This window comes from Kitasatospora sp. NPDC051984 (assembly GCF_044593455.1).
Lineage (GTDB): Bacteria > Actinomycetota > Actinomycetes > Streptomycetales > Streptomycetaceae > Kitasatospora.
Window position 1 is genome coordinate 13653 of record NZ_JBIUCB010000015.1, and the last position, 24564, is coordinate 38216.

Genomic DNA, 24564 nt, shown 5'->3' on the forward strand with positions numbered 1-24564 from the left:
ACGTTGAACCCTGGTCAGAGCACGCTGTGCCACGGCAGTTACGTGATCACCGCCGCGGATGCTGCGGCGGGCCACGTGACCAACACGGCTCACGCGAACGGCACCGACCCCGAGGGCCGGCCGGTGGTGAGTCCCCCTGGTGAGGCAACGGTGACGGTGGCGGGCGAGGCGGTGCTGTCGATCGAGAAGACAGCGGACAGTGCTGGCCCGTTCCATGTGGGTGACACGGTGCACTACACCTACACCGTCACCAACACGGGTACGGCGGTTGTTCACAATGTCACGGTCGCGGACGACCACGTCGCCTCGGTGACGTGTGATGCGACGACGTTGAACCCTGGTCAGAGCACGCTGTGCCACGGCAGTTACGTGATCACCGCCGCGGATGCTGCGGCGGGCCACGTGACCAACACGGCTCACGCGAACGGTACCGACCCCGAGGGCCGGCCGGTGGTGAGCCCGCCCGGGGAGGCTACGGTCACGGTGGTGGGCGAGGCACAGATGTCGCTCGTGAAGAAGTCCGACAGTGCTGGCCCGTTCCATGTGGGTGACACGGTGCACTACACCTACACCGTTACCAACACGGGCACGGTCGTCCTGCACAACGTGACTGTCTCGGACGACCATGTCGCGTCGGTGGCGTGTGACGCGACGACGTTGAACCCTGGTGCGAGCACGCTGTGCCACGGCACGTATGTGATCACCGCGGCGGATGCGGCGGCGGGTCATGTGATGAATGTGGCGCATGCGAGTGGCATCGACCCCAGTGGTGACTCGGTGGAGTCTCCGCCGGGTGAGGTGGATGTTCCGGTGGTGGGCGAGGCCCGGTTGTCCATCGTGAAGAAGGCCGATGGTGCTGGTCCGTTCCGTGCCGGCGACGTGGTGCAGTACACGTACACGGTGACGAACACGGGTGCCGTGGCTGTGCATGATGTCGCGCTGTCGGACGACCATGTCGCGTCGGTGACCTGCGATGCGACCACGCTGAACCCGGGTCAGAGCACGGTGTGCCATGGCTCGTACACGATTACCGAGGAGGACGTCGAGGCGGGACATGTGACCAACACGGCGACCGCGAGCGGTACGGATCCGGAGGGTCACCCGGTGGTGAGTCCGCCGGGTGAGGCGACGGTGGAGACAGTTTCGGGTGCGTCGTCGCTGTCGATCGTGAAGGAGTCCGACGTGTCGGGGTCCGCGAAGGTGGGTGACACCATCACCTACACGTACACGGTGACGAACACCGGGTCGACGGTGCTGACGGACGTCTCCGTCAGCGACGACCGGGTGTCCCCGGTGGTGTGCGAGTCGACCACGCTGGAGCCGGGTCAGAGCACGACGTGCCGCGGCACCTACGTGGTGACCGAGGAGGACGCGAAGGCCGGTCACGTCACGAACGTCGCGACGGCTTCGGCGCGGGATCCGCAGGGGCAGCTGGTGGAGAGCCGGCCGGTGTCGCTGTGTGTCACGGTGTCGGAGTGCCCGGAGAAGGAGAAGGGCGAGGGCTGTGTGAAGGTGCCGCGTCCGGGTGGTCCTTCGAAGCCGCCGCACGCCGGTGGCGGGGGTCACCTGCCGGACACGGGTTCGCCCGCGGGTCTCGCGGCTGCGGGTCTGGCCGGTGGCGGGCTGCTGACGCTGGGCGGTGTGCTGCTGTACCGGGCGCGTCGTCGTTCGGACGCGGACCGGTTCGTGGGGTAGTACCCGCGCCTTCGCCGCTCGTCCGGTGAAGGTGAAGGGGACCGCCTCCGGGGCTTTCGGGCTTCGGGGGCGGTCCCCTGCTGTTACCGGCGGACCGTAAGGGGGCGGTGGCTTTCCGGGGCCGGGTTCAGGCCCAACCGGCCGGGAGCGCCGGAGGGTTGACCGGATTGCGGCGGTCAGTGGCCGAACGGCCCGCGTCGCGTCGTGGACGGTTCGCCGCCGGCACCCGCTGAACAACTGGGTTCCCGGCCTGGGCAGTTGTCGGCCGGACCGGGAGTGCGGGCGCTCAGGCGGGGACGGGCTCCGGCGTCCGGTCGTGGGTCCAGGGTGTCCGTTCGTCGCGGGTGGTTGCTGCGGCCACCGCGCAGGCCACCAGGGCGAGTGCTGCCGCCGCGAGCGGGAACCAGCGTCCGCTCAGCAGGCCGATGGCTGCCGAGCCGGCCACGCCGCCGGCTGCCGTGCCCAGGTACAGGGCGCTGCTGTTGAGCGAGATCAGCAGCGGCGCGCTGTTCGGGTCGATCGAGGCCAGACGGTGCGGCAGAGCCACCGAGACCGCCCATCCCGCGAGCGGCACCACCAGGGCGTACCCGAGCGCCCCCGGCATCGAGCGCCCCAGCCACGGGAGCGCCGCGAACGCTGCCGCCGCTGCCGCCGAGCCGGTCAGCAGCACCCGGCGCACTCCGATGCGGTCCACCAGGCGGCCGCCCAGCCAGCTGCCGGCCACCGACATGACGCCGCAGGTCAGCAGGATCACGCTCAGCCGGGCGCCGTCGCCGCCGGTGGCGCCCGAGACGGCGGTGGCGAGGTAGATGTAGACGCTCTGGAAGGCGAGGAAGAACACCAGCGTGGTGGCCGCGGCGCCGAGCACCCGGGGTCGGCCCAGCGGCGCGAGGCGTGCCCGCAGGGTGGGGGCGGCGAGGGGGGAGGGCAGGTCGCGCAGCAGGAGGGCCAGGCCCGCGAGCGCGGCCAGGCCCAGGGCGGTGACCAGCCACATCGTCAGCCGCCAGTCGGCGCGTCCGACCCAGGTGCCGAGCGGCACGCCCAGCGCGGTGGCCACTGTCATTCCGCCGAGCACGGTGGCCAGCGCCCGTCCGCGCCGCTCGGGGGCGACCAGGGTGGTGGCCACCGCGTTGGCGGTCGGCGTGTAGAGGGCGGCGCCGGCCGCAGCCAGCACCCGGGTGGCCAGCAGCAGCCCGTACGTGGGTGCGAGCGCGCTGAGTGCGTTGGCCGCGCTGAAGATCGCGAGCGCAGTCAGCAGCAGGCGCCGGCGCGGCCAGCGGGCGGTGAGGGTGGCCAGCACCGGGGCCAGCAGCGCGTAGCCGAGCGCGAAGACGGTGACCAGTTGGCCGGCGGCCGGCACCGAGACCTTCAGGTCGGCGGAGACCGGGCCGAGGATGCCGGCCACCACCATCGAGTCGGTACCCACGGCGAAGGTGCCGAGGGCGAGCAGGAGCAGACGTATGGGCACAGGAAAGCCCCCCGGGGCGCAGGAAACGGTCGTCGTAAAACGGTTCGTCGTACGGGCGGCAGGGCTGTCGCAGCTCTGTTGGATGAGGATGCAACAGTTTGACGCTCGCCAAACATTCGGGGATGGGTGGATGATTGTCAAACTGTCCCGATCCCGCCCCGGCCTCGGCCCCGAGGAGCACGTGCCACCATGAGCGACACCGAGCGGCTTCCCCAGCCCGCCCTCGCCGACATCGACCTCGTCACCGTGCTGCACGCCCTCGGCGACCCCGTCCGCATGACCCTGCTGCTCAGCTACGCAGACGGCGCCGAACACTCCTGCGACCCGCGCGGTCTCGGCCTGGAGCGCCTGCACAAGTCGACCGTCTCCCATCACATGCGCGTCCTGCGCGAAGCCGGCGTCACCACCACCCGGGTGGCCGGCCGCAACCGGTTCGTCAGCCTGCGCCGCGCCGACCTCGACTTCCGTTTCCCTGGTCTGCTCGACGCGCTCCTCGCGGCTGCGGCTGCCTAGCGTCTGTCCGTTTTGCCGGAGTTGACGGAGGGTCTGAGCGTGGCCCCAGTCACATCCGAGGGGGGTGGGGCAGGCTTGCTGGGGGTGAACTTGCTTGGTGGGTGGGGAGGTTGGCCGAAAGGTGCAGGGTGGTGGGGTGGGGTGGGGTGAGGGGGATCTCGACCCCGGGTGATGGGCGACATAAGGTATGCCTTAGCTTACTGAGCGGCGCCGGGGTTCAGGCCTCGGGAGCCGCAGAGTCCGCCGTACCCTCGTCCTTGGAGTGAGCATGCCCGCCCGCCGTACGACTGCCGCGACTTTCCTCGTTCTCGCTGTGGCGGGTGCCGCGTTGGTGGGGTGTTCGAAGAAGGACGACGGGAAGGTTTCGGCGGACGGCAGCGGGCCGGTGCAGGTGACGGCGACGGACAGCAAGTGCGAGCTGTCGAAGACGACGTTTCCGGCGGGGCACGTCGAGCTGGCGGTGGCGAACAAGGGGAGCAAGACCACCGAGGTGTACGTGTACGCCGAGGGGGACAAGATCGTCACCGAGCGGGAGAACATCGGCCCGGGCACCAAGGTGAACATCAACGCCGAGATCAAGGCCGGTACCTACGAGGTGGCGTGCAAGCCGGGTATGGCCGGTGACGGTATCCGGCAGAAGATCACCGTGACGGCGGCCGGCGTGGCTCCGGTGAAGACGGACGACCGGCTGACGCAGGCGGTCGCGGACTACCGGAAGTACGCGCAGGAGCAGGCGGACGCGACCATCCCGGTGGTGGAGCAGTTCGCGGCGGCGATCACCGCGGGCGATGTGGAGAAGGCGAAGTCGCTGTACGCGCCGTCGCGGGTGGGCTGGGAGCGGACCGAGCCGGTGGCGGAGAGCTTCGGTGACATCGACCCGAAGACCGACGTCCGGGAGGACGCGCTGGCGGACGGCGCGCAGTGGACCGGTTGGCACCGCCTGGAGAAGGCGCTGTGGGTGGACGGCAGGATCGGCGACGAGGAGAAGACCCTCGCCACCCAGCTGGTCACCGACCTGAAGGACTGGCAGAAGCGCGTCCCGGGCGCGGAGATCACCCCGACCGGCATGGCGAACGGAGCCAAGGAGCTGCTGGACGAGGTGTCCAAGAACAAGATCACCGGCGAGGAGGAGCGCTACAGCCACACCGACCTGTCGGACTTCGTCGCCAACGTCGAGGGCGCCCGCCAGGCCTACGAGCTGCTGAAGCCGGTCGCCGCCGAGAACGACCCGAGCCTGTCGAAGACCCTGGACGCCGAGTTCGAGAAGATCGCCGACCTGCTGGCCAAGTACCGCCAGGCCGACGGCACTTACACCTCGTACGACAAGGTGACGGAGGGCGAGCGCAAGACCTTCACCGACGCGGTGAACGCGCTGAGCGAGCCGCTGTCGAAGCTGGCCGCGGCCGTCGTGGTCAAGTAGCCGACGCGGTCGGCGTCGGTGAAGTAAGGGCAGCGTAAGCTAAGTTCCTGTCAGTGGATCGGCCGGTCGGTGGACCAGCAGGTCGGCAGGGCTTTCGAGCAGGTCACACGTGCGAGAGGGAACGTCAGAGATGGACGCCGAGAACGAGCAGCAGGCGGCTCCCGCCGAGGCCGGTGGGGCACAGCAGGGTGCCGGGCTCAGCCGACGGGCCGTCATCGGCTGGGCCGGTGCGGGTGTCGCGATCGGCGCGGCGGGGGTGGGCACGGTGGCCGCCGCCACGCGGAGTGCCGACAGCCCGGCCGCCGCGCCGCAGAATCAGGACGTGCCGTTCTGGGGCGAGCACCAGTCGGGGATCTCGACCCCCGTGCAGGACCGGCTGCACTTCGCCGCGTTCGACGTGATCACCGAGGACCGTGACGCGCTGGTCAAGATGCTCAAGGAGTGGACGAAGGCGGCCGCCTCGATCACCGGTGGCCGCGAGGTCGGCGGCGGTGCGGTCGGCGTGGTGCCGCAGTCGCCGCCGGACGACACCGGTGAGGCGCTCGGCCTGCCGGCGTCCCGGCTGACGCTGACCATCGGTTTCGGGTCGACGCTGTTCGAGAAGGACGGCCAGGACCGGTTCGGCCTGAAGGCGAAGCGGCCCGAGGCGCTGGTGGAGCTGCCGAAGTTCAAGGGCGACCGGCTGGAGGCGAACCGCAGCGGCGGTGACATCTGCATCCAGGCGTGCGCGGACGACCCGCAGGTCGCGGTGCACGCGATCCGCAACCTGGCCCGGATAGGCATGGGCGTGGTGAACGTCCGGTGGTCGCAGCTCGGCTTCGGCAAGACCTCGTCGACCACGCCCGACAGCCAGACCCCGCGCAACCTGATGGGCTTCAAGGACGGCACCCACAACGTCGCCGGGACGGACGCGGACTCGCTCGCCAAGCACGTGTGGGTGGCGCCCGGCGACGGCCAGGACTGGATGACCGGCGGTTCGTACCTGGTGGCCCGGCGGATCCGGATGACCATCGAGACCTGGGACCGCGCCTCGCTGCAGGACCAGGAGGACACCTTCGGCCGCACCAAGATCGAAGGCGCCCCGTACGGCAAGCAGAAGGAACGGGACGCGCCCGACCTGTCCGCGATGCCCGCCACCTCGCACGTGCGGCTCGCCCACCCGGACAGCAACGACGGGCTGATGATCCTGCGCCGGGGCTACTCGTTCACGGACGGCACCGACGGTCTCGGCCGCCTCGACGCCGGCCTGTTCTTCCTGGCGTACCAGCGCGACACCCGCAAGGCGTTCGTGCCGCTGCAGACCAAGCTGGCGGCCAGCGACAAGCTGAACGAGTACATCACGCACGTCGGATCCGCCCACTTCGCCTGCCCGCCCGGGGTCCGCAAGCCCGGCGAGTGGTGGGGCCAGACCCTGTTCGGCTGACCCCCGCCCCCCTCACCCTCACTCCCCACACGAGGAGAACCGCCGTGTTCGCCAACTACCTGATCGGCCTTCGAGAAGGCCTCGAAGCCAGCCTGGTGGTCTGCATTCTGATCGCCTACCTGGTCAAGACCGGCCGCAAGGACCGGCTCGGCCCGGTCTGGATGGGCGTCGGCAGTGCCGTCGTGCTGTCCATGGCCTTCGGTGCGGTGCTGCAGTTCGGCTCCAACCGGCTGTCCTTCAAGGCGCAGGAGGCGCTCGGCGGCAGCCTGTCGATCCTCGCCGTCGGTCTGGTCACCTGGATGGTGTTCTGGATGAAGCGCACCGCCCGGCACCTGAAGAGCGAGCTGCACGGCAAGCTGGACGCCGCGCTCGCGATGGGCACCGTCGCCCTGGTCGTCACCTCCTTCCTGGCCGTCGGCCGGGAGGGCCTGGAGACCGCGCTGTTCATCTGGACCGCCGTCCAGTCCACCGGCGACGGCTGGAGCCCGCTGGCCGGCGCGATCCTCGGCCTGCTCACCTCGGCCTTGCTGGGCTGGTTCTTCTACCGCGGCGCGCTCAAGATCAACCTGGCGAAGTTCTTCACCTGGACCGGCGGCATGCTGGTCGTGGTCGCGGCGGGCGTCCTCGCCTACGGCGTGCACGACCTGCAGGAGGCCGGCTGGATCCCCGGCCTGCACGAGCTGGCGTTCGACATCTCTTCGACGATTCCGGCCGACAGCTGGTACGGCACCCTGCTGAAGGGTGTGTTCAACTTCCAGCCGAACCCGACGGTGATCCAGGTCGTGATCTGGCTGATGTACCTGGTGCCGACGCTGTACTTCTTCTTCCGCAAGCCGAAGGCGAGCGCTTCCGCGCCGAAGCCCGCCGCGCCGGTGGGGGCGAAGACCGCCTGACGGAGGAGCTCGGCAACGAACCGCCCGGGTGCCGCAGTTGATGCGGCAGCCGGGCGGTTCGGCGTTGCAGGGGGTGTTAGTAGATGGAGAAGATCGACGCCCAGTTCTGGCTGGTCGAGCTCGCGTTGGCGGTGTTGGCGGTGACCGCCTGGCCGGCGGTGGCGTTGCCGTCCAGGGAGAAGCCGGTGGCCGGGTTGATCAGGGTGTAGGTGCCGACGGCGTTCTGGGTGACCGTCCAGCGCTGGCTGGCGCCACCGAGGTTGAGGGCCGTCAGGGAGATCTGGCCGCCGGCGGTGGTCGGCGCGGTCAGGTAGAGCGGGATCAGGCAGCTGTCGTAGATGCGGACGGTGCCGTCGCCGTTGGAGACGAACTTCCAGCGCTGCGAGGCCATGCTGTTGTCCGCTGCGGCGAACACGGCTACCGACGGGATGCTGCCGGTGCAGGTGCCATTGCGCTGGAGGGCGACGCCGCCGCCGTTGGTGAGCTGGTGGTAGCCGTTGTCACCGACGATGGTGGGGCCGTAGTTGATGGCGCTGGCGTCCAGCGCGGTCAGTGCCGAGCCGGTGGTGGAGAGCGGAGGGGTGGCCGTCGGGCGGACGTTCTTGAACCAGTCGGCGAAGGTGGCCGGCGTGTGCGAGGCCAGGGTGGCGATGGTGCGGTCCCAGCTGCCGTCCACCTGGTTCCACAGTTTGAGCAGCGCGCCGTCCACGTTGCCCTGGACCTGGTCGCCGGTCTGCCAGCCGGCGGCGGCGGTGAGCGGGTAGGAGGAGCCGTTCCCCCAGACGTAGCGCTGGTCGCCCTCCAGGTAGGCGGCCACCGAGTCGGCGAAGCCCTCGGTCCAGGCGCAGGTGGCGGAGGAGGTGTACTGGATGTAGTGCGGGTTGCAGTTGGTGAGGGGCGGGAACGTGCCGTTGTACAGGCGGTGCTGGAAGAAGTGCCCCGACTCGTGCAGCACGGCGTGCTCGGAGTCCGCGTCGACGTCGGCCAGGTGCACGGTGTTCGCCAGGTCGTACAACGGGCCGTCGGTGGAGCCCGCGTACCACTGGACCGTCAGCATGGTGCAGGTCGCGGCGTTCGACTCGGCGGTGGTCCAGCACGGGGTGGTGGAGTTGGCCCGGCGCGACCAGAGCAGGTTGACGGTGTCGAAGGCGTGCCAGGCGCGGGCCGAGGTGGTCGGCTTGATGGTGCCGAGGGCGACGCTGGTCGATATGTTCGACTGGGTCGGGGTGTTGAAGGTGTAGACAGTGCCGCTGTTGTCGGCGGTCCGCCACACGTGGTTGTTCTGGGTGGCGAAGTGCACGTACAGGTGGTCCATCGAGGTCGTGGTGACCGGGGTGTAGCAGAGGTTGAACGAGCCGTCGGCGGCACCGGTCAGCTGGGTGTCGGTGTTCAGCTTGTGGTCGGTGTCGGTCGACTTCTCCCGGCCCCACAGCTCGACGGAGGCGTTGCGGGCGGCCTTGGTCAGGGTCGGCTTGGAGGTGCCCGCCTCGGCGGACTGGTAGTCGTACTGGAGGTTGCCGCTCATGCAGATCGGGGACGCGGCGGAGGCGGCGGTCGCGGTGAGCGGGACGATGCCGCCCGCCGCGAGCAGGGCCGGCACCAGGAGACGGAGCGCGGTGGTGGTGCGCTGAGACATGGACGTCCTTCCAGACGATGCCCGGAGCGCGGGAGGGCGGTCCGGGTGCAGCGGGGCCGGGGGAGAACCCGGCCCGGCGAGGGACGTCTCGTAGCGTGACGAGGCGTCAGCAGGCCGTGAGCCATCGTCGTGTCCGTGACACGCTGAGCACCAGGGGCGCGCGGAATCATATATTCCGTTTGTTTACCTGATGCGTGCGCCGGGCGCAGTGTGGTTATCGCATGCGCCCCCTGTTTGGGTTGACGCGCCGTCAGGCAGCGGGCCAGGTGCTCAGCGCGAAGTCGACGATGCGGTCCAGCTGTTCGGCCGGGGTGCCATCGGCGGCGCGGACCGCGAGGCCGTGGGTGAGGGTGGTCAGGTAGTCGGCGAGCACGGCCGGATCGGTTCCGGGTGCGAACTCGCCGGCCTCGGCGGCGAGTTCGAGGCGCGCGTAGAGCGCGGCGCGCGCCCCCGCGCGGCGGGCGATGGTGTCGGCGCGGACGGCGGCGGAGCCCTCGCCGGTGGCCAGTGCGCCGTGCACCAGCAGGCAGCCCGGGCCCTCCTCGCGAGTCACCACCGCGACGGTGCCGCGCAGCAGGTGCTCGGCGACGGCCCGGCCGGTGGGCTCGTCGAGGGCCTCGCGTACGTGCCGGGCCGGGCCGCGGTGGTAGTGGTCGAGGCACTGGCGGAACAGCGCCTCCTTGTTGCCGTACGCGGCGTACAGGCTCGGGCGGTTGATGCCCATGGCGGCCGTCAGGTCGGACAGCGCGGTGCCTTCGTAGCCGTGCCGCCAGAACACCCGCATGGCGCGCTCCAGCCGGTCCTCGATGTCGAAGGTGCGCGGACGGCCCGTCATGTCGGCCTGCCTTTCGTGGAGTTCGGTCCGAGTTCTGTACCGATCGATATGGTAGCGTCCTGGATCTGTACCGAACGGTACGGATTATCGGAGGGGAATCCACCATGACGCTCACCACTGCCACCTTCGCGCCCGACGTGCTGTCCGGCCGCACCGCGCTGGTCACCGGCGGCTCGCGCGGCATCGGCGCCGCCACCGCGCTGGCGCTGGCCGCCGCCGGGGCGGACGTGGCGATCAGCCACAGCGGTTCGGCGCCACGCGCGGAGGCCGTGGTCCGGGAGATCGAGGCGCTCGGGCGGCGGGCCGCCGCGTACAAGGCCGACCAGGCAGATCCGGCGCAGGTCGCCGAGCTGGTCGGCGCCGTCGCGGCGGACTTCGGGCGGCTGGACATCCTGGTCAACAACGCGGGCGTGATCGCCACCGGCCGGGTCGACGAGCCGGTCGACGAGGAGGCGCTGGCCCGGCAGTACGCGATCAACGTGGGCGGGGTCGCGGCCGCGATCCGGGCCGCCGCGCCGGTGCTGGGCGAGGGCGGACGGATCATCACCATCGGCTCCTACCTGGCGATCCGCCCGACCCGGCCCGGCATCGCCGACTACGCGGCCGGCAAGGCCGCCGTCACCGCGTACAACCGGGCCGCGGCGCTGGAGCTGGCCCCGCGCGGGATCACCGTCAACGTGGTGCAGTCCGGCTCCGTGAACACCGAGATGAACCCGGCGGACGGCCCGAGCGCCGACGCCCAGCGCGCGCTGAACGTGCTCGGCCGCTACGGCCGGCCCGAGGAGCTCGCGGCCACCGTGGTCTTCCTGGCCACCCCGGCCGCCGCGTTCATCACCGGCAGCGTGCTGGCGGTGGACGGCGGATTCTTCGCCTGACGTGGGGAGTTGACGGCCCGCGGAGGGAGAGGGGAGGGCGAGTGCGCCGGATCGTCCCGGCCCGAGGGGCATCCCGGCGGGGAGCGGGCGGATTTCGGGCGGCCTCGGGGCGTTCCGCCTTCGGCGTCAAGTGGGTTCGGTGCGAGGGTGGTTGGGCGGGCGGGGGAGGGGTTTCCCCGGCGGGGGCGGTCGGCGGTTCCCGGGTGGGGCGGGGCGGGGGTGGGCTCTCGGGTCGTTCCGCTTTCGGGGTCAAGTGGGCTCGGTGCGACAGTGGTTGGCCGGGCGGGGGAGGGGGCTTCCCCGGCGGGGGCGGTCGGCGGTCCCCGGGCGGGCGGGGCGGGGCGGGAGTGGGCCCTCGCGTCGTTCCGCCTTTGGCGTCAAGTGGGCTCGGGGCGAGGGTGGTTGGGCGGGCGGGGGATGGGGCTTCCCTGGCGGGGGCGGTCGGCGGTTCCCGGGTGGGGCGGGGCGGGGGTGGGCTCTCGGGTCGTTCCGCTTTCGGGGTCAAGTGGGCTCGGGGCGAGGGTAGTTGGGAGGGGTTTTCCCGGCGGCGGGCATCGGGTGGATTCCGGGGTGGCGCGGGAAGAGGGCCCGGGGCGTTCCGCCGTTGGCGTCAACGAGGGTGGAGCTTCAGGGGAGTTGGCCCGGGGGGAGGGTGTTGATGCCGGCGGTCAGGAAGGACATGGCGGCGTCGAGGTGGGCCTCGGTGGGGCGGAGGTAGAGCTCGCAGACGACGGCGGCGGCGGTGGCGGCGACCATGCGGGGGGCGAAGTCGTCGGGGGCGTCGCCGCGTTCGGCGGCGAAGATCCGGGCGCCCTCCTGGATGGCCTCGGTCAGGCGGCTGTTGGCGACGGCGCGCAGTTGGGGGTTGCGGTCGAGCATCGCTTCCCAGAGTGCGTCGAGTTCGCTGTCGGCGGGGTTCTCGGCGAGGTCGGTGCGCAGCCAGTGCTCGAGTGCTTCCAGCGTGGTGGTGCCGGGTTCGCGGTGGTTGAGGGTGTGGCTGAGGCGGTCGGTGAACTCGGCGATGTGGGAGGTCGCCAGGTCGAGCTTGGTCGGGAAGTAGAGGGTGACGGTCCGTGCGGACACCTCGGCCCGGTCGGCGATGTCGGCGATGGTGGTCGCCTCGAAGCCGCGTTCCGCGAACAGTTGGTAGGCCGCTCGCAGGATCGCCTCCCGGCGGCGGGCCTTGCCGCGTTCCCTCGCACCCTCGGTCATGCGGGCCATGCTAGCCCAGTCTTTACCAGTGGCGGTAATTTTGCAGTCGGATGCAAAGTTACCTTAGGGTGCAAAAATCCACTGGTTCTGAGCACGAGGGGGCGCGATGGCGTCGGTCCTGTACACCTGGGGACGATGGGCGGTACGCCGCCGAGGCCGGGTGATCGGCCTGTGGCTGCTGCTGCTCGCGACCATCGGCGCCCTCGGCACCACCTTCGCCGGGCCCGTCAGCAACGAGTTCACCGTCCCCGGCATCGAGTCCCAGCAGGCCCAGGACCTGCTGGAACGTCAACTGCCGGAGTCCGCCGGCGGCACCGCCCGCCTGGTCGTCGCCGCGCCCGCCGGGCAGAGCCTGGACACGCCCGCAGCCAGGGCCGCACTTCAGGAGGGTCTGCACCGGGCGGCCGGGATACCCGGCGTGGTGCACGTCGCCGACCCGTTCGAGAGCCGCACCGTCTCGCCGGACCTGCGGATCGCGTTCGCCGACGTGCAGTTCGCGCAGTCCGCGAGCAGCGTTCCGCAGAGTGCCAAGGACGCGCTGAACGACGTCGCCGTGCCGCTGCGCGAGGCCGGGCTCCAGGCCGAGTTCGGCGGCACCGTGATGGCGCCGGACATCGAGGTCGGCGGCCCGGCCGAGGCGATCGGCGTGCTGGTCGCGTTCGTGGTGCTCGCCGTCGCGCTCGGTTCGCTGGTCGCCGCCGGACTCCCGCTGCTGACAGCCCTGGTCGGCGTCGGTATCGGTGTGTTGGGGGCTCAAATCCTGGCCAACGTGGTCGAGATGACCAACACCGCGACGGTGCTCGCGCTGATGATCGGCCTCGCCGTCGGCATCGACTACGCGCTGTTCATCATCGCCCGGCACCGCGAGCAACTCGCCGATCCCGACAGCGAGATCGAGGAGTCGGCGGCCCGCGCCACCGCCACCGCCGGCAGCGCCGTGGTGTTCGCCGGCGCCACCGTGATCATCGCGCTGGCCGCGCTCGCCGTCACCGGCATCCCGTTCCTGACCGTGATGGGCCTGGCCGCCGCCGCGACCGTGCTGCTCGCCGTGCTGGTCGCCGTCACCCTGGTGCCCGCGCTGCTCGGCCTGCTCGGCGAGCGTCTGCGGCCCCGGGGGAAGGTGAAGGCCGCTCCGCAGGGAGGCACTTGGTCGGCGGCGTGGGCGCGCATCGTCACCCGCAAGCCGCTGCTGGTGCTGCTGGCCGGCGTGGTCGGGCTGCTCGCCCTCGCGCTGCCCGCCCGCGACCTGCGGCTCGGCCTGCCCGGCAACGCCTCGCAGCCCGCCGCCAGCACCCAGCACAAGAGCTACGACCTGCTCAGCGAGGGCTTCGGCCCCGGCTTCAACGCCACCCTGGCCGCCGTGGTCGACGCCACCGGCATCCCCGCCGAGCGCCGCGAAGCCGCGCTCGGCGAGCTGCACGCCACGCTCTCCGCGGACCCGGGCGTCGCCGCCGTCGGCATGCCCGTGACGAGCGCGGACGGCAGCACCGTCGCCGTGCCCGTCGTCCCCCGCACCGGGCCGGACGACCAGGCCACCAGCGACCTGGTGGACCGGCTGCGCGCCCACAAGGCCGAGGTCACCGCGACCGGCGGCACGCTGTACATCGCCGGCGCGACCGCCGCCGCGATCGACGTGTCCGGCAAACTCGCCGACGCGCTGCCGCTGTTCGTCGGCCTGATCGTGATCCTCGCGCTGGCTCTGCTGACCGTCGCGTTCCGCTCGGTGCTGGTGCCGCTCAAGGCGGTGCTCGGGTTCCTGCTGTCGGTGGGCGCCGCGCTCGGCATCACCGTGTGGGTGTTCCAGGACGGCCACCTGAACGGCCTGCTCGACATCCCGTCCGCCGCGCCCGTCACGAGCTTCCTGCCGGTGCTGCTGATCGGCGTGCTGTTCGGGCTCGCGATGGACTACGAGGTGTTCCTGGTCAGCCGGATGCGCGAGCACCACCAGCACACCGGCGACGCCGCCGGGGCCGTCACGCAGGGCGTCGCCAGCAGCGGGCGGGTGGTCACCGCCGCCGCGCTGATCATGGTCGCGGTGTTCGGCGGGTTCGTGTTCAACCACGACCCGATCATCAAGTCGATCGGATTCGCGCTCGCCGTCGGTGTGTTCATCGACGCGTTCGTGGTCCGGATGACCCTGGTGCCCGCCGTGATGGCCCTGCTCGGCCGTCGAGCCTGGCAGTTGCCGCGCTGGCTCGACCGGATCACCCCGGACGTGGACCTGGAGGGGGCGAGCCTGCCTGCCGCCCCGGAGCGGTCGGAGCGCGTCGCCGAGCGGGTCTGACGGGACAGAACGCGGGCCGGGCCCGGGAGTTGCTCGCGACTCCCGGGCCCGGTTCATGGCTGCTCGGGGTCAGCAGGGGACCACGGCGTTGACGGTGACCGGGGACGGGCCCCAGCCGAACTTGCTGACGCCGAAGGTGCCGCTGACGGTGGAACCGCACGCGACGGTGGCGGTCGGGCCGTTGACGGTGACCGTGCTCGCGAGGAAGTTCACGTTCTGCGCGATGGAGCCGAGCGAGGCGCCGCCGACGACCTGGCCGGAGAGCGTGGTGGAGAGCGTCTGGGGCTGCGGCGGGAAGTCGGGGGTGGGCGGGCCGGCCAGGGCGACACGGCCGAGGAACTGGACGCTGCTACCGGTGATCGCGGCGCAGACCTGGGTCATCAGCCCGGACTGGAGCGACCACGGGCTGCAGGTCTCCGTGGTCGTGGTCACGGCGGTGGTGGCGGCCTGGGCGGGAGCGGTCATCAGGGCGCCGGCGGTGGCCACGCCTGCGGCGAGCAGGGTCAGCCCCTTCATCGAAGGTCGGTTCATCGCGAGTTCTCCTCCATGTGGTGGTGCCCAGCTGGGGGCACGTGTTAATGACCTGTCACATGTGAAATGTCACAGGCGCAGGACTTAAGTTGCCACAGGTTCGAATGCCCGACGAGCCTTTTGGGGAGGAAATGAGGTGCTCGGCCGGAAAATGACCATGGATGGCTAGATTGCATGGTGATTGCCGACGATTGGTGAAGTCTTGGTGCAGCTTCCTCCCGGGAACCTTGCCGACCGTTCGGACAAGGTTCCCGGGGGGAGTGGCGGAGCCGGCCGCTCTCCGCTACGCCGGGCCGTACACGACGTGCACGGTGCCGCGGGCGAACGCCGTGCTGGAGAGCAGCTTCAGCTCGATCGGCTCGGCGATCCCGTCGAACAGGCGCATGCCGTTGCCGCGGGCCACCGGGTGGATGAACAGGTGCAGTTCGTCGATCAGGCCGGCCGCCAGCAGCCGGCGGACCACGGAGACCGAGCCGGACACGCCGATCGTCCCGCCCTCCTCCCGCTTCAGCGCGCGGACGCCCTCCACCAGGTCGCCCTTCAGGACCTCGGAGTTGCGCCAGGTGAGGTCGAGGTCCTGGTGCGAGACCACGACCTTGCGCATGTCGCCCAGCGACTTCGCGAAGCCCGCGTCCTCACCGCCCGCCGCCTCCCGCTCCGGCCAGGCGCCCGCGAAGATGTCGTAGGTGGTGCGGCCCAGCAGCAGGGTCTCGGACACCCCGACCTGTGCGCCGACCGCCGCGCCCACCTCGTCGTCGAAGTACGGCAGGTGCCACTGCTCCGGGCTGCCCACCACGCCGTCGGCGGAGATGAACAGGCCTGCGGTGATCTTCCTCATGGTTCGGTGCTCCTTGCTCGGTAGGGAGGGTGGGTCATTCGGCGGCGGCGGACGCCGGGCCGTACACGACGTGCATGGTGCCGCCGGCGAACGCCGTGCTGGAGAGCAGCTTCAGCTCGATCGGGTCGGCGCTTTCGTCGAACAGACGCATGCCGGTGCCGCGGGCCACCGGGTGGATGAACAGGTGGAGTTCGTCCAGCAGGCCGGCCGCCAGCAGCCGGCGGACCACGGAGACCGAGCCGGACATGCCGATCGGCCCGCCCTCCTCCTGCTTCAGCGCCCGGACGCCCTCGATCAGTTCGCCCTTCAGCTGCTCGGAGTTGCGCCAGGTGAAGGAGAGGTCCTGGTGCGAGACCACGATCTTGCGGGTGTCGCCGATCGCCTTCGCCATCTCGGCCTCGTCGCCGCCCGCCTCCTCGACGGCCGGCCACGTGCCCGCGAACACGTCGTAGGTGGTGCGGCCCATCAGCACGGTGTCCGACGCGCCCAGCAGCGCGCCGACCGCCGCGCCCAACTCGGCGTCGAAGTACTTGAAGTGCCACTGCTCGGGGCTCTCCACGACGCCGTCGGCGGAGATGAACAGACCGGCGGTGATCTTCCTCATGGGGTGGTGCTCCTTGCTCGTTCCCGGTGTGCGTTGCTCGCTTACAACCGGTCAGACGGAGCCCGCGCACCGGACTCATCGGTCCCGGCGAGAAAATCTGAAGAACTTTTTTTGATCCGAGGGCTCGCCCCACCGATGAGTCCGCGGCCGCCGACCGGTCAGCACCGGCATGAGCCTTGATGACACCGTCGAGTTCGACGTGCCACCCCACCACGCCGCCCGCCCCGCACTGGAGGAGCAGTACACCGCGCTGCTGGACGCCCACCAATCGCCCGTACTGGTCGCCCTGTTGGTCGGAAACGTACTGCGGCCCGTCCCCGGCGACCTCCAACGCCTCTGCAGGCTCGGAGTACTCGCACGGCGGGCGGGCCACCAGGTGGTACTGCGCGGGGTCGGCCCCCGGTTGAGAATCGTGCTCGACCTCACCGGGCTGGCCGACACCCTCCACGAGGGCTGACGGGATGTCAGCCGCGCGGATCCTCCGTCAACCGCATCGGCAGACCCCACAACGGGAACAGCCGATCCACATCCATGTAGTTGGTCATCATGGCGATCCGGCCGTCCACGATCTCCAACACCATGATGCCCCACGGCGTCCAGCCGTTGCCGTCCTCCGCCACCCGGTACTGCGCGAAGGCCGGCGAACCGTTCGCCTCCACCGGCAGCATCCGCGAGTTCACGCAACCGCGGCCCGGGCCCTGCCACCACACCTCGAGCTCCGCGAGGCCCTGCAGCCACATCCGGAACGGCGGCATGTTCAGCACCGCGTCCTCGTGCAGCAGCCGCTTCAACCCCTCGATGTCGAAGGACTCGAACGCCTGCACATAGCGGGCCAGCAGCGCACGCTGCGCCTCGTCCAGCGGCTTGAACGTGTCACCCGCCGACCCCGCGCCGTCCGCCAGCGTCGCCCGGGCCCGCTGCAGCGCGCTGTTCACCGACGCCACCGACGTCTCCAGCAACTCCGCCGTCTCCGCCGCCGACCAGGCCAGCACCTCGCGCAGGATCAGCACCGCCCGCTGGCGGGCCGGCAGCTTCTGCAAGGCCGAGACGAACGCCAACCGGATCGACTCCCGGCCCAGCGCCACCTCCGCCGGATCACCCGCCAGCACCCGGCCGTCCGGCACCGGACCCACCCAGATGTTCTCCTCCAACTGCGTCAGATCCGGCGCCCCCGCCGAACACGGCGACGTCAGATCCATCGGACGCGCCCGCCGCTGCGCCGCCGGACCCATGTCCAGGCACACATTGGTGGCGATCCGGTACAGCCACGTCCGCAGCGCCGCCCGGCCCTCGAACCCGGCGAACTTCGACCAGGCGCGGACCATCGTCTCCTGCACCGCGTCCTCGGCCTCGAAGGCCGATCCCAGCATGCGGTAGCAGTACGCCGTCAACTCGCGGCGGAACGGCTCCAGCTGCTCCGCAACCCCATCACGATCCGTGATCATTGACACGCCGGACACCCTAGTACGAGGCTCCGACAATCGAGCCGCTGCGGGACCATGGACCATGCCCAGGGTGGAACTCGAGGCGCACAGAGGCGAACTGACGGCCTGTTGCTGCCGGATGACCGGCTCCTTCCAGGACGCCGAGGACCTCGTCCAGGACACCCTCGAGCAGGTCGGGTCGATGCTCCACGCCCGCTACCGGCGCGGCTGACGAGCGATGGGGGAATGGGCCGGGTGTGGTGCGAAACCGCACCCGGCCCGGCGGGACGGCAGGTACAGTCCGAGGCGCTCACGCGTTTGATCAAACTCAGTACAACTGACCTGCCGGAGGCCGATCCTGATGGACACTCAGCGCTGCCCGTACCGTCTCGACACCGTCGGAACCGACCTGCCCGCCGAAGCCGTCGCCCTGCGCGCCCTCGGGCCCGCCACCCCCGTCGAACTCCCCGGCGGCATCCCCGCCTGGTCCGTCACCGACCCCGCCCTGATCAAGCGCCTGCTCACCGACCCGCGGGTCTCCAAGGACGCCCAACAGCACTGGCCCGCCTACATCGACGGCGAGATAGCCGAGGACTGGCCGCTGCGGATGTGGATCGACGTCCGCAACGCGCTCACCGCCTACGGACCCGAACACGGCCGGCTGCGCCGCCTGATCAGCCCCGCGTTCACCGCGCGGCGGATCCGCGTCCTCACCCCCGAGATCGAACGCATCACCGCCGAACTCCTCGACCGCCTCGCCGACCGGCCGCAGGACCAGATCGTCGACCTGCGGGGCGAATTCACCTGGGTGCTGCCGTTGATGGTGGTCAACACCCTGCTCGGCGTCCCCGAAGACCTGCACGATGCCTTCCGCGCCTGCATCGGCCGCATCTTCGACACCGACGCCATCCCCGAGGAAGCCGTCCGCAACGGCGAGGCCGTCTACCTCCAACTCGCCAACCTGGTCGAGGCCAAGCGACGCACCCCCGGCGAGGACGTCACCAGCGCGCTCATCCAGGCCCACGACGAGGAGACCGGCACCGGCCTCACCGAACGCGAACTCCTCGACAGCCTGCTGCTGTTGATCGGCGCAGGCCACGAGACCACCGTCAACCTGCTCGGCAGCGCGATCATCGCGCTCGCCGCTGATGCCGAACAGCTCGACGCCGTCCGAAAGGACCCGGCCCGCTGGGCCGACGTGGTGGAGGAGACGCTGCGCCTGCGGCCGCCGGTCTCCAGCATCCTGCCGCGGTTCGCCGTCGAGGAACTGCACGACGAGGTGACGGGCATCACCTTCGCGCGCGGCGACATGCTGGTCATCAACTTCACCGCCGGCGGCCGCGACGCTGCTCTGCACGGCTCTGACGCCGACGGTTTCGACCACACCCGGGAATCGCGCCGCGAACACCTCTCCTTCGGACACGGCACCCACTACTGCCTCGGCGCCGAACTCGCCCGCCTGGAGGCCCGGATCGCGCTCGCCGCGCTCTTCGACCGGTTCCCGCAGTTGGCTCTCGCCACGGCGGAGGTCAAGCCGCTGGAGTCGTTCATCTCCGACGGGCCGCGCGAGCTGCCGGTCCGGCTGCACGGCTGACCCCGCTGACCCCCGTCCTGTCGACCTGCGGGGGTGAGGGGTCTGCCGAACTGCGGGGGTGGGGAGTCCGTGGCAGCCTGGCAACTGCCCGAATCCCCTACTGATCGCAGGGAGTAACCATGGGTATGAGCGACAAGTTCAAGGACAAGGCCCAGCAGGCTGCGGAGCAGGCCAAGCAGCGGATGAGTCAGAAGCCCCAGCAGGGCGACGACCAGCAGAAGGCCGCCGACCAGCCGCAGGACCAGCAGAACATGGACGACCGGCAGGACGACCAGCAGCAGTGACGGCTCGTGCATCAACTCCCGGCGCGGCTTCCGTGCCGGGAGTTGTGCTGTCGCCGGCCGGGGTCTGGCCGGTGGCATCGGTCCGGAGTAATTTAGTTCACATCAGCTAATTATCATCTGGCTTCCAGGGGCGGGGCAGGAGATGGCCGACGTGACCGAGGGAACGGGCAGGCTGGGCCGGATCGGCGTGGAGCACCCGCGGTACAAGTGGATCGCGCTGTCGAACACCACGCTCGGGATGCTGATCGCCACCATCAACTCCTCGATCGTGCTGATCTCGCTGCCCGCGATCTTCAACGGAATCCACCTGGACCCGCTGCAGCCCGGAAACGTCAGCTACCTGCTGTGGATGCTGATGGGCTACATGCTGGTCACCGCCGTGCTGGTGGTGACGCTCGGGCGGCTCGGGGACATCTGGGGGAGGGTGCGGATCTACAACGCGGGATTCCTGATCTTCACCTTGACCTCCGTGGTGCTCTCGCTCGACCCGATGAACGGCGGCGGCGGTGCGCTCTGGCTGATCGGCTGGCGGGTGGTCCAGGCCGTCGGCGGCGCGATGCTGATGGCCAACTCGGCGGCGATCATCACGGACGCGTTCCCCGCCCGGCAGCGCGGCATGGCGCTGGGCGTCAACATGGTGGCCGCGATCGCCGGTTCGTTCGTCGGACTCGTGCTGGGCGGCCTGCTCGCCGAGTGGAACTGGCGGTCGATCTTCTGGGTCAACGTCCCGATCGGCATCATCGGCACCGTCTGGGCCTACCGCTCCCTGCACGAGACCGGAATCCGCCGACCCGGCCGGATCGACTGGTGGGGAAACATCACCTTCGCCGTCGGCCTGACCGCGCTGCTCGCCGCGATCACCTACGGCATCCAACCGTACGGCGGCCACACCATGGGCTGGACCAACCCGTGGGTGCTCGCCGGGCTGATCGGCGGAACGGCCACGCTGGTCGCGTTCTGCGTGATCGAGACCAAGGTCGCCGAACCGATGTTCCCGCTGCGCCTGTTCCGCGACCCGGTGTTCGCCGGCGGCAACCTGGCCACGCTGCTCGGCTCCATCGCCCGCGGCGGCCTCCAATTCATGCTGATCGTCTGGCTCCAGGGCATCTGGCTGCCGCTGCACGGCTACGACTACGCCGACACCCCGCTCTGGGCCGGCATCTACCTCATCCCGCTGACCATCGGATTTCTCGCCGCCGGCCCGATCTCCGGCCACCTCTCCGACCGTTTCGGCGCCCGCCTGTTCGCCGCCGGGGGGTTGGTGGTGATGGCCGCCTCGTTCGCCGGACTGCTGCTCCTGCCCACCGACTTCGGGTACCTCTGGTTCGCGCTCCTGGTGTTCCTGAACGGGCTCGGCGGCGGCCTCTTCGCTGCTCCCAACACCGCGCTGGTGATGTCCAGCGTCCCCGCCGCCGACCGGGGCGCCGCCTCCGGCATGCGGGCCACCTTCCAGAACGCCGGCATGGTGCTGTCCATCGGCGTGTTCTTCTCGCTGATGGTGGCCGGCCTGGCCGGCTCCCTGCCCGGAACCCTGACCGACGGTCTCACCGCCCAGGGCGTCTCCCCGGCGGACGCCCACGCGGTGGCCGGACTGCCGCCCGTCGGCACGCTGTTCGCGGCGTTCCTCGGCTACAACCCGATCCGCGAACTGCTCGGCCCGCACGTGCTGTCCACGCTTCCGGCTTCCAACGCGCAGACCCTGACCGGACGCGAGTTCTTCCCGCACCTGATCTCCGGGCCGTTCCACGACGGGTTGATGGTGGTGTTCTCGCTGGCCATCGCGATGTCGCTGGTCGCCGCCGTCGCCTCGCTGCTGCGGGAGCGGGTCGCGGTCGTCGATCCGGCGGTCGATTCGGCGGCCGATTCGGCCGTGGCGCCGGATGTGTCGTCGTGAACTCCGGGGTAGAGTACGGGAGTTCGGCGGAGGGTGGGAGTTCGACAGTGGAGAGCGGGCTCGACCCGGCGGACCTGGTGCGGCTGCGGCTCGTCGTCGCCCGGCTGCACCGGCAGCTCGCGCAGGCGTCCGGACGGCAGGACTTCACGTTCGCACAACTCTCCGCGCTGGCCCGGATCGAGGCGCACGGCCCGATCCGGCTCGGCGAACTCGCCACCCGCGAACGCGTCGCCGCCCCCTCGATGACCCGCACCGTCGCCCCCCTGGTCGCCTCCGGCCTGGTCACCCGCCATCCCGACCCGGACGATCGCCGCTCCGCGCTGGTCGAACTCTCCACCGAGGGCGTCGAGTTGCTCGCCGAGATCCGCCAACGCCGCTCCGAGCTGCTGGCCCGCCGCACCGCCGAACTCGACGCGCGGGAGCGCGCCGTGCTGCTGGAGGCGCTGCCGGTGCTGGAGCGGCTGGTGGCGTTCGAGGACTGACTCTGCCTGGGGGCTCCGGGCGTCCGGGGGTTGGCGATCCGTCAGTAGCGCCGGACCGGTTGGGGCGTGAAGCGGTTCAGGAGCAACGTCGGGCCGAATCGCCAGTGGCGCACCAGCAGGCCCAGGATCGCGGTCATCACCATCACGCCCAGCCAGGCCAGGAAGGCGTGGATCCGCCAGATGTGGTCGTCGTTCGGCCGGTACACCGTCCCGCGGAGGTCCTCGCCGGCCGTCCGCTCGCCGAGGCGATGCACCCCCAGATCGTCGTCCGCGACCTGGGGGTAGGCCAGTTCCTGCCCGGTGTCGTCCGGGACGAAATGGCCGACGACGTCGCACGGGTTGCCCCGGGCGCCGCAATTGTGCGGCGCCTCCTTCGTCACCGTGAAGAACCCCGGTCGGCCGGCCCCGGTCGCCACCTGCCAACCCGTTCGGCCCTGGACGGTCTGCACCACCGTGAAGGCGGCCGTGACCAGCAGCGCGCACAGCAGGAACCCCGAAACCCGACGCACCCACCACGCCTTCACGCCCGCTCTGAAGGTCTCGCCGACCATGCTGCGCCCCCCCAACTCCCCGTTGTCGGAGGGTCATGGTGGCACGGCGTACGGGCGGCCGGAGAGGGGGGTTGGGTGCGGTGCGGTTCGGTCGACTTGAGCTGCATGTCCGGGGCGGGATTCTCTGATGACCGGTCTGGGAGGCTGCGTTGCCGATAGCCTCGCTGCCGTGGTCAAGAGCGAAGGCGCAGAGCTGGTCGGCGGCGATCTCGAGGAGCAGGGCTGGGCCTTCACCAGGTCCTGGGTGGAGCGGAGACTCGCCGCCGGGGAACGGATCGAAGCTGTCGCGCGCCTGCGTGGCGGCTGGACCTCGGAGATGCGCCGACTGAGCATCAGCGGACCGGAAGGCCGGCGTGCTCTGGTGCTGCGGTCGTTCGTCAAGCCGTTCTTTCTCCAGCACGCGGACGGCCTGTTGTCGCGTGAGGCCGCGATCCTCCGCCTGCTCGACGGCACGGACGTCCCAGCGGCAGTGCTCGTGGACGCGGACCCGACGGCGACCTCCTGCGACCACCCGTCACTGCTGATGTCGCTGCTGCCGGGAACCGTCAGCGTGGACGACCAGGGCGCCGAGCACCGTGCCGACCTGTTGGCCGCGCAGTTGCTGCGCATCCACCAGGTCGAGGTCCCGCCGGAGACGAGGCCGCGCGCCTGGCAGGCATGGACCTCCACGGATCGGGTGCGGTTGCCCGAATCGACGGCCCGACCGGACCTCTGGCAGCAGGCCGTCGACGTCATCCGGCAGGAACCGCCGGCCCACCGGCCGTGCTTCCTGCACCGGGACTTCCACCCGGGCAACGTCCTGTTCGAGGGGGCCGGCGACGATGCCCGGATCAGCGGTGTCGTCGACTGGGTGGAGACCTCGTGGGGCCCGGCCGACCTGGACGTCGCCACTGCTCGACAGCCCTGGCCCTGCTCCACGGCGTCCCGCTGGGCATGAGCTTCGCGGACCGGTACGTCGCCGCGGGCGGACAGCTCGACGAGGACCCGGCGGCGCATCTCTACTGGCGCCTGATCGACGCCCTGGCCTTTGCCCCGGACGCCGAGAAGGTCGCCGTCCCCTGGCGAGAACTCGGCCGCGCGGACCTGACTCCCGCGCTGCTGGCCGACAGGTTGGAGGAGTACGTCCTGGCTCTCGTCGAGCGCTACTCGTAGTCCCCGGCTCCCGGGCGACTTGGGCGCCTTGAGGCGAGAAGGCTCGGACCTCCGGGGCGAAGTACGGCAGCCCCTCGGTCAGTTGTGGCCGCACGCCGTACCAGCCCGTCCGGTGAGACCGGCGGGCGGGACGGCGGGGCAGCGCTCACCAGCGTTGCGGCGTTGCTGCGCCCCGGCAAGCCCGTTGGTGGTGAATGGCCGGGCGAGCGCCGGCCTGGCCGGGGATGTTCGGCCGCCTGCCCGAAAGAGCCCCCCGGGGTAGGGCACTTGTGCGGTGATGCGGTGCGGGCTTGATGCCGCTCACCGGATCACGGAGGCCGCATCGTCGCTCGGGGTGTGGTCGCGTTCTTCAACGGTGAGGGAACGAGCGGCGAGGGCGTGGCGGGCGAGTAGGGCGCTTCTTCGCAGGGGCTGTCGGGTGGGCCGGGTGGGTCAGCGGACGAGGAACCAGCTCTGGTACGGGTTGTTGCGGTTGCAGCCCTCCTCGTGGAAGAGGTAGGGGCTGTTGTTGCCGTTGTCCAGGCAGGAGCGGACAGCGAAGTTGAAGAACTGGGTGCCGATCGCGCCCTGGGTCATCGCCCAGATCTGGAAAGCGTCCTGGCTGTTGCAGGACTTCATCTGGACGACGGAGGAGCTCATCGCCCGGATGCAGCGCCCACTGCTGTCGTTGCGGATCTGGACGTTGGGGTATCCGGTGTCGGGCGCGGCGGAAGCGATCTTCCAGCGGAGGTTGGCCGCGCTGGTGCTGTAGGTGGTCGAGCTCAACTCGTAGCTGCCGTACACGCTTCCGAGGTGGTGATCGATGAACTTGCTGCTGCCGATGACGATGTTGTCGACGTTCACATAGGCGTGGGCCGTGCCGGAGCCGGCGACCAGGGAGACCAGCACAGCCGCCGTACCGAGCGCGGCCGCGACACGCAGCTTCATGCTCCGACCCTCCGTGGGGGATGGGGTCT

General features: G+C 70.5%; 23 protein-coding genes and 1 pseudogene. 14 read left to right on the forward strand and 10 right to left on the reverse strand.

Features of this window, described 5'->3' with window-relative positions; translation table 11 throughout:
* A partial coding sequence (locus ACIHEI_RS25870) for an LPXTG cell wall anchor domain-containing protein (protein WP_396608248.1) occupies positions 1-1695 on the forward strand: 1695 nt, incomplete at its 5' end.
* A 286-nt stretch (positions 1696-1981) separates the two neighbouring features.
* Here the strand turns inward: ACIHEI_RS25870 and ACIHEI_RS25875 are convergent.
* The gene (locus ACIHEI_RS25875) at positions 1982-3163 is read right to left on the reverse strand and encodes an MFS transporter (RefSeq protein ID WP_396608249.1); all 1182 of its coding nucleotides are present in this window, start codon (positions 3161-3163) and stop codon (positions 1982-1984) included.
* Positions 3164-3352: 189 nt separating this feature from the next.
* Between ACIHEI_RS25875 and ACIHEI_RS25880 the strand changes: the two genes are divergently transcribed.
* The 4 genes from ACIHEI_RS25880 (at position 3353) to efeU (ending at position 7412) form a co-directional block, all read left to right on the forward strand.
* A complete protein-coding gene (locus ACIHEI_RS25880; RefSeq protein WP_396608250.1) occupies positions 3353-3676 on the forward strand; it encodes an ArsR/SmtB family transcription factor in 324 nt (107 codons plus the stop codon).
* Positions 3677-3944: 268 nt separating this feature from the next.
* Entirely contained in the window at positions 3945-5096 is a 1152-nt protein-coding gene (gene efeO, locus ACIHEI_RS25885; protein ID WP_396608352.1) for an iron uptake system protein EfeO, read from the forward strand.
* 130 nt (positions 5097-5226) lie between these two features.
* Positions 5227-6519: an iron uptake transporter deferrochelatase/peroxidase subunit gene (gene efeB, locus ACIHEI_RS25890; protein ID WP_392946188.1), complete on the forward strand. Its 1293-nt coding sequence runs from the start codon at positions 5227-5229 to the stop codon at positions 6517-6519.
* A gap of 44 nt (positions 6520-6563) precedes the next feature.
* Positions 6564-7412 (forward strand): iron uptake transporter permease EfeU, encoded by an 849-nt coding sequence (efeU, locus tag ACIHEI_RS25895; protein WP_396608251.1) that lies wholly within the window; start codon positions 6564-6566, stop codon positions 7410-7412.
* Positions 7413-7488: 76 nt separating this feature from the next.
* Here efeU and ACIHEI_RS25900 read toward each other — a convergent pair whose 3' ends face one another.
* Together ACIHEI_RS25900 and ACIHEI_RS25905 are read right to left on the reverse strand one after the other, a co-directional pair.
* Entirely contained in the window at positions 7489-9048 is a 1560-nt protein-coding gene (locus ACIHEI_RS25900) for an RICIN domain-containing protein (RefSeq protein ID WP_396608252.1), read from the reverse strand.
* Between the two features lie 250 nt (positions 9049-9298).
* On the reverse strand, positions 9299-9883 hold the full coding sequence (locus ACIHEI_RS25905) for a TetR/AcrR family transcriptional regulator (RefSeq protein ID WP_396608253.1): 585 nt from the start codon (positions 9881-9883) through the stop codon (positions 9299-9301).
* Positions 9884-9987: 104 nt separating this feature from the next.
* Here ACIHEI_RS25905 and ACIHEI_RS25910 point away from each other — a divergent pair, with 104 nt between their 5' ends.
* A complete protein-coding gene (locus ACIHEI_RS25910) occupies positions 9988-10758 on the forward strand; it encodes an SDR family NAD(P)-dependent oxidoreductase (protein ID WP_396608254.1) in 771 nt (256 codons plus the stop codon).
* A 627-nt stretch (positions 10759-11385) separates the two neighbouring features.
* Here ACIHEI_RS25910 and ACIHEI_RS25915 read toward each other — a convergent pair.
* Positions 11386-11970 (reverse strand): TetR/AcrR family transcriptional regulator, encoded by a 585-nt coding sequence (locus ACIHEI_RS25915; RefSeq protein WP_396608255.1) that lies wholly within the window; start codon positions 11968-11970, stop codon positions 11386-11388.
* Between the two features lie 106 nt (positions 11971-12076).
* On the opposite strand from ACIHEI_RS25915, the gene ACIHEI_RS25920 reads away from it, so the two are divergent.
* Entirely contained in the window at positions 12077-14254 is a 2178-nt protein-coding gene (locus tag ACIHEI_RS25920; RefSeq protein ID WP_396608256.1) for an MMPL family transporter, read from the forward strand.
* A 69-nt stretch (positions 14255-14323) separates the two neighbouring features.
* On the opposite strand, the gene ACIHEI_RS25925 is transcribed toward ACIHEI_RS25920, so the two are convergent.
* The 3 genes from ACIHEI_RS25925 to ACIHEI_RS25935 all read right to left on the reverse strand — a co-directional run bounded on the left by ACIHEI_RS25925 (position 14324) and on the right by ACIHEI_RS25935 (position 16227).
* Positions 14324-14785 (reverse strand): hypothetical protein, encoded by a 462-nt coding sequence (locus ACIHEI_RS25925; RefSeq protein WP_396608257.1) that lies wholly within the window; start codon positions 14783-14785, stop codon positions 14324-14326.
* A 283-nt stretch (positions 14786-15068) separates the two neighbouring features.
* Positions 15069-15623, reverse strand: coding sequence for a dihydrofolate reductase family protein (locus ACIHEI_RS25930; protein ID WP_396608258.1), 555 nt, complete (start codon positions 15621-15623; stop codon positions 15069-15071).
* A 34-nt stretch (positions 15624-15657) separates the two neighbouring features.
* The gene (locus ACIHEI_RS25935) at positions 15658-16227 is read right to left on the reverse strand and encodes a dihydrofolate reductase family protein (RefSeq protein ID WP_396608259.1); all 570 of its coding nucleotides are present in this window, start codon (positions 16225-16227) and stop codon (positions 15658-15660) included.
* Positions 16228-16396: 169 nt separating this feature from the next.
* Between ACIHEI_RS25935 and ACIHEI_RS25940 the strand changes: the two genes are divergently transcribed.
* The gene (locus tag ACIHEI_RS25940) at positions 16397-16684 is read left to right on the forward strand and encodes a hypothetical protein (protein WP_396608260.1); all 288 of its coding nucleotides are present in this window, start codon (positions 16397-16399) and stop codon (positions 16682-16684) included.
* A gap of 7 nt (positions 16685-16691) precedes the next feature.
* On the opposite strand, the gene ACIHEI_RS25945 is transcribed toward ACIHEI_RS25940, so the two are convergent.
* Complete coding sequence (locus ACIHEI_RS25945; RefSeq protein WP_396608353.1) at positions 16692-17672, reverse strand: sigma-70 family RNA polymerase sigma factor; 981 nt, start codon at positions 17670-17672, stop codon at positions 16692-16694.
* 70 nt (positions 17673-17742) lie between these two features.
* On the opposite strand from ACIHEI_RS25945, the gene ACIHEI_RS25950 reads away from it, so the two are divergent.
* From ACIHEI_RS25950 to ACIHEI_RS25970, 5 genes are all read left to right on the forward strand, one after another.
* Complete coding sequence (locus ACIHEI_RS25950; protein WP_396608261.1) at positions 17743-17883, forward strand: sigma factor; 141 nt, start codon at positions 17743-17745, stop codon at positions 17881-17883.
* Between the two features lie 129 nt (positions 17884-18012).
* Complete coding sequence (locus tag ACIHEI_RS25955) at positions 18013-19245, forward strand: cytochrome P450 (RefSeq protein ID WP_396608262.1); 1233 nt, start codon at positions 18013-18015, stop codon at positions 19243-19245.
* A gap of 125 nt (positions 19246-19370) precedes the next feature.
* The gene (locus tag ACIHEI_RS25960; protein WP_387647800.1) at positions 19371-19529 is read left to right on the forward strand and encodes a hypothetical protein; all 159 of its coding nucleotides are present in this window, start codon (positions 19371-19373) and stop codon (positions 19527-19529) included.
* Between the two features lie 142 nt (positions 19530-19671).
* Positions 19672-21423 (forward strand): MFS transporter, encoded by a 1752-nt coding sequence (locus ACIHEI_RS25965; protein ID WP_396608263.1) that lies wholly within the window; start codon positions 19672-19674, stop codon positions 21421-21423.
* The gene (locus tag ACIHEI_RS25970) at positions 21420-21905 is read left to right on the forward strand and encodes a MarR family winged helix-turn-helix transcriptional regulator (RefSeq protein WP_396608264.1); all 486 of its coding nucleotides are present in this window, start codon (positions 21420-21422) and stop codon (positions 21903-21905) included. Before ACIHEI_RS25965 ends, ACIHEI_RS25970 begins: the two co-directional genes overlap by 4 nt.
* Before the next feature lie 41 nt (positions 21906-21946).
* Here the strand turns inward: ACIHEI_RS25970 and ACIHEI_RS25975 are convergent, their stop codons facing one another.
* Entirely contained in the window at positions 21947-22456 is a 510-nt protein-coding gene (locus ACIHEI_RS25975) for a hypothetical protein (protein WP_396608265.1), read from the reverse strand.
* Positions 22457-22625: 169 nt separating this feature from the next.
* Between ACIHEI_RS25975 and ACIHEI_RS25980 the strand changes: the two are divergent.
* A pseudogene (locus ACIHEI_RS25980) lies at positions 22626-23608 on the forward strand (phosphotransferase family protein).
* Between the two features lie 432 nt (positions 23609-24040).
* On the opposite strand, the gene ACIHEI_RS25985 reads toward ACIHEI_RS25980, so the two are convergent.
* The gene (locus ACIHEI_RS25985; protein ID WP_396608266.1) at positions 24041-24535 is read right to left on the reverse strand and encodes a ricin-type beta-trefoil lectin domain protein; all 495 of its coding nucleotides are present in this window, start codon (positions 24533-24535) and stop codon (positions 24041-24043) included.
* Positions 24536-24564 lie beyond the last annotated feature (29 nt).

Coding starts and splice junctions, on each gene's coding strand:
- ACIHEI_RS25905 (WP_396608253.1), bottom strand. CDS start 9,883: ATGACGGGCCGTCCGCGCACCTTCGACATCGAGGACCGGCTGGAGCGC.
- ACIHEI_RS25915 (WP_396608255.1), bottom strand. CDS start 11,970: ATGACCGAGGGTGCGAGGGAACGCGGCAAGGCCCGCCGCCGGGAGGCG.
- ACIHEI_RS25910 (WP_396608254.1), top strand. CDS start 9,988: ATGACGCTCACCACTGCCACCTTCGCGCCCGACGTGCTGTCCGGCCGC.
- ACIHEI_RS25930 (WP_396608258.1), bottom strand. CDS start 15,623: ATGAGGAAGATCACCGCAGGCCTGTTCATCTCCGCCGACGGCGTGGTG.
- ACIHEI_RS25880 (WP_396608250.1), top strand. CDS start 3,353: ATGAGCGACACCGAGCGGCTTCCCCAGCCCGCCCTCGCCGACATCGAC.
- ACIHEI_RS25955 (WP_396608262.1), top strand. CDS start 18,013: ATGGACACTCAGCGCTGCCCGTACCGTCTCGACACCGTCGGAACCGAC.
- ACIHEI_RS25940 (WP_396608260.1), top strand. CDS start 16,397: ATGAGCCTTGATGACACCGTCGAGTTCGACGTGCCACCCCACCACGCC.
- efeB (WP_392946188.1), top strand. CDS start 5,227: ATGGACGCCGAGAACGAGCAGCAGGCGGCTCCCGCCGAGGCCGGTGGG.
- ACIHEI_RS25965 (WP_396608263.1), top strand. CDS start 19,672: ATGGCCGACGTGACCGAGGGAACGGGCAGGCTGGGCCGGATCGGCGTG.
- ACIHEI_RS25935 (WP_396608259.1), bottom strand. CDS start 16,227: ATGAGGAAGATCACCGCCGGTCTGTTCATCTCCGCCGACGGCGTCGTG.
- ACIHEI_RS25985 (WP_396608266.1), bottom strand. CDS start 24,535: ATGAAGCTGCGTGTCGCGGCCGCGCTCGGTACGGCGGCTGTGCTGGTC.
- ACIHEI_RS25900 (WP_396608252.1), bottom strand. CDS start 9,048: ATGTCTCAGCGCACCACCACCGCGCTCCGTCTCCTGGTGCCGGCCCTG.
- ACIHEI_RS25925 (WP_396608257.1), bottom strand. CDS start 14,785: ATGAACCGACCTTCGATGAAGGGGCTGACCCTGCTCGCCGCAGGCGTG.
- ACIHEI_RS25960 (WP_387647800.1), top strand. CDS start 19,371: ATGAGCGACAAGTTCAAGGACAAGGCCCAGCAGGCTGCGGAGCAGGCC.
- ACIHEI_RS25945 (WP_396608353.1), bottom strand. CDS start 17,672: ATGATCACGGATCGTGATGGGGTTGCGGAGCAGCTGGAGCCGTTCCGC.
- ACIHEI_RS25920 (WP_396608256.1), top strand. CDS start 12,077: ATGGCGTCGGTCCTGTACACCTGGGGACGATGGGCGGTACGCCGCCGA.
- efeO (WP_396608352.1), top strand. CDS start 3,945: ATGCCCGCCCGCCGTACGACTGCCGCGACTTTCCTCGTTCTCGCTGTG.
- ACIHEI_RS25975 (WP_396608265.1), bottom strand. CDS start 22,456: ATGGTCGGCGAGACCTTCAGAGCGGGCGTGAAGGCGTGGTGGGTGCGT.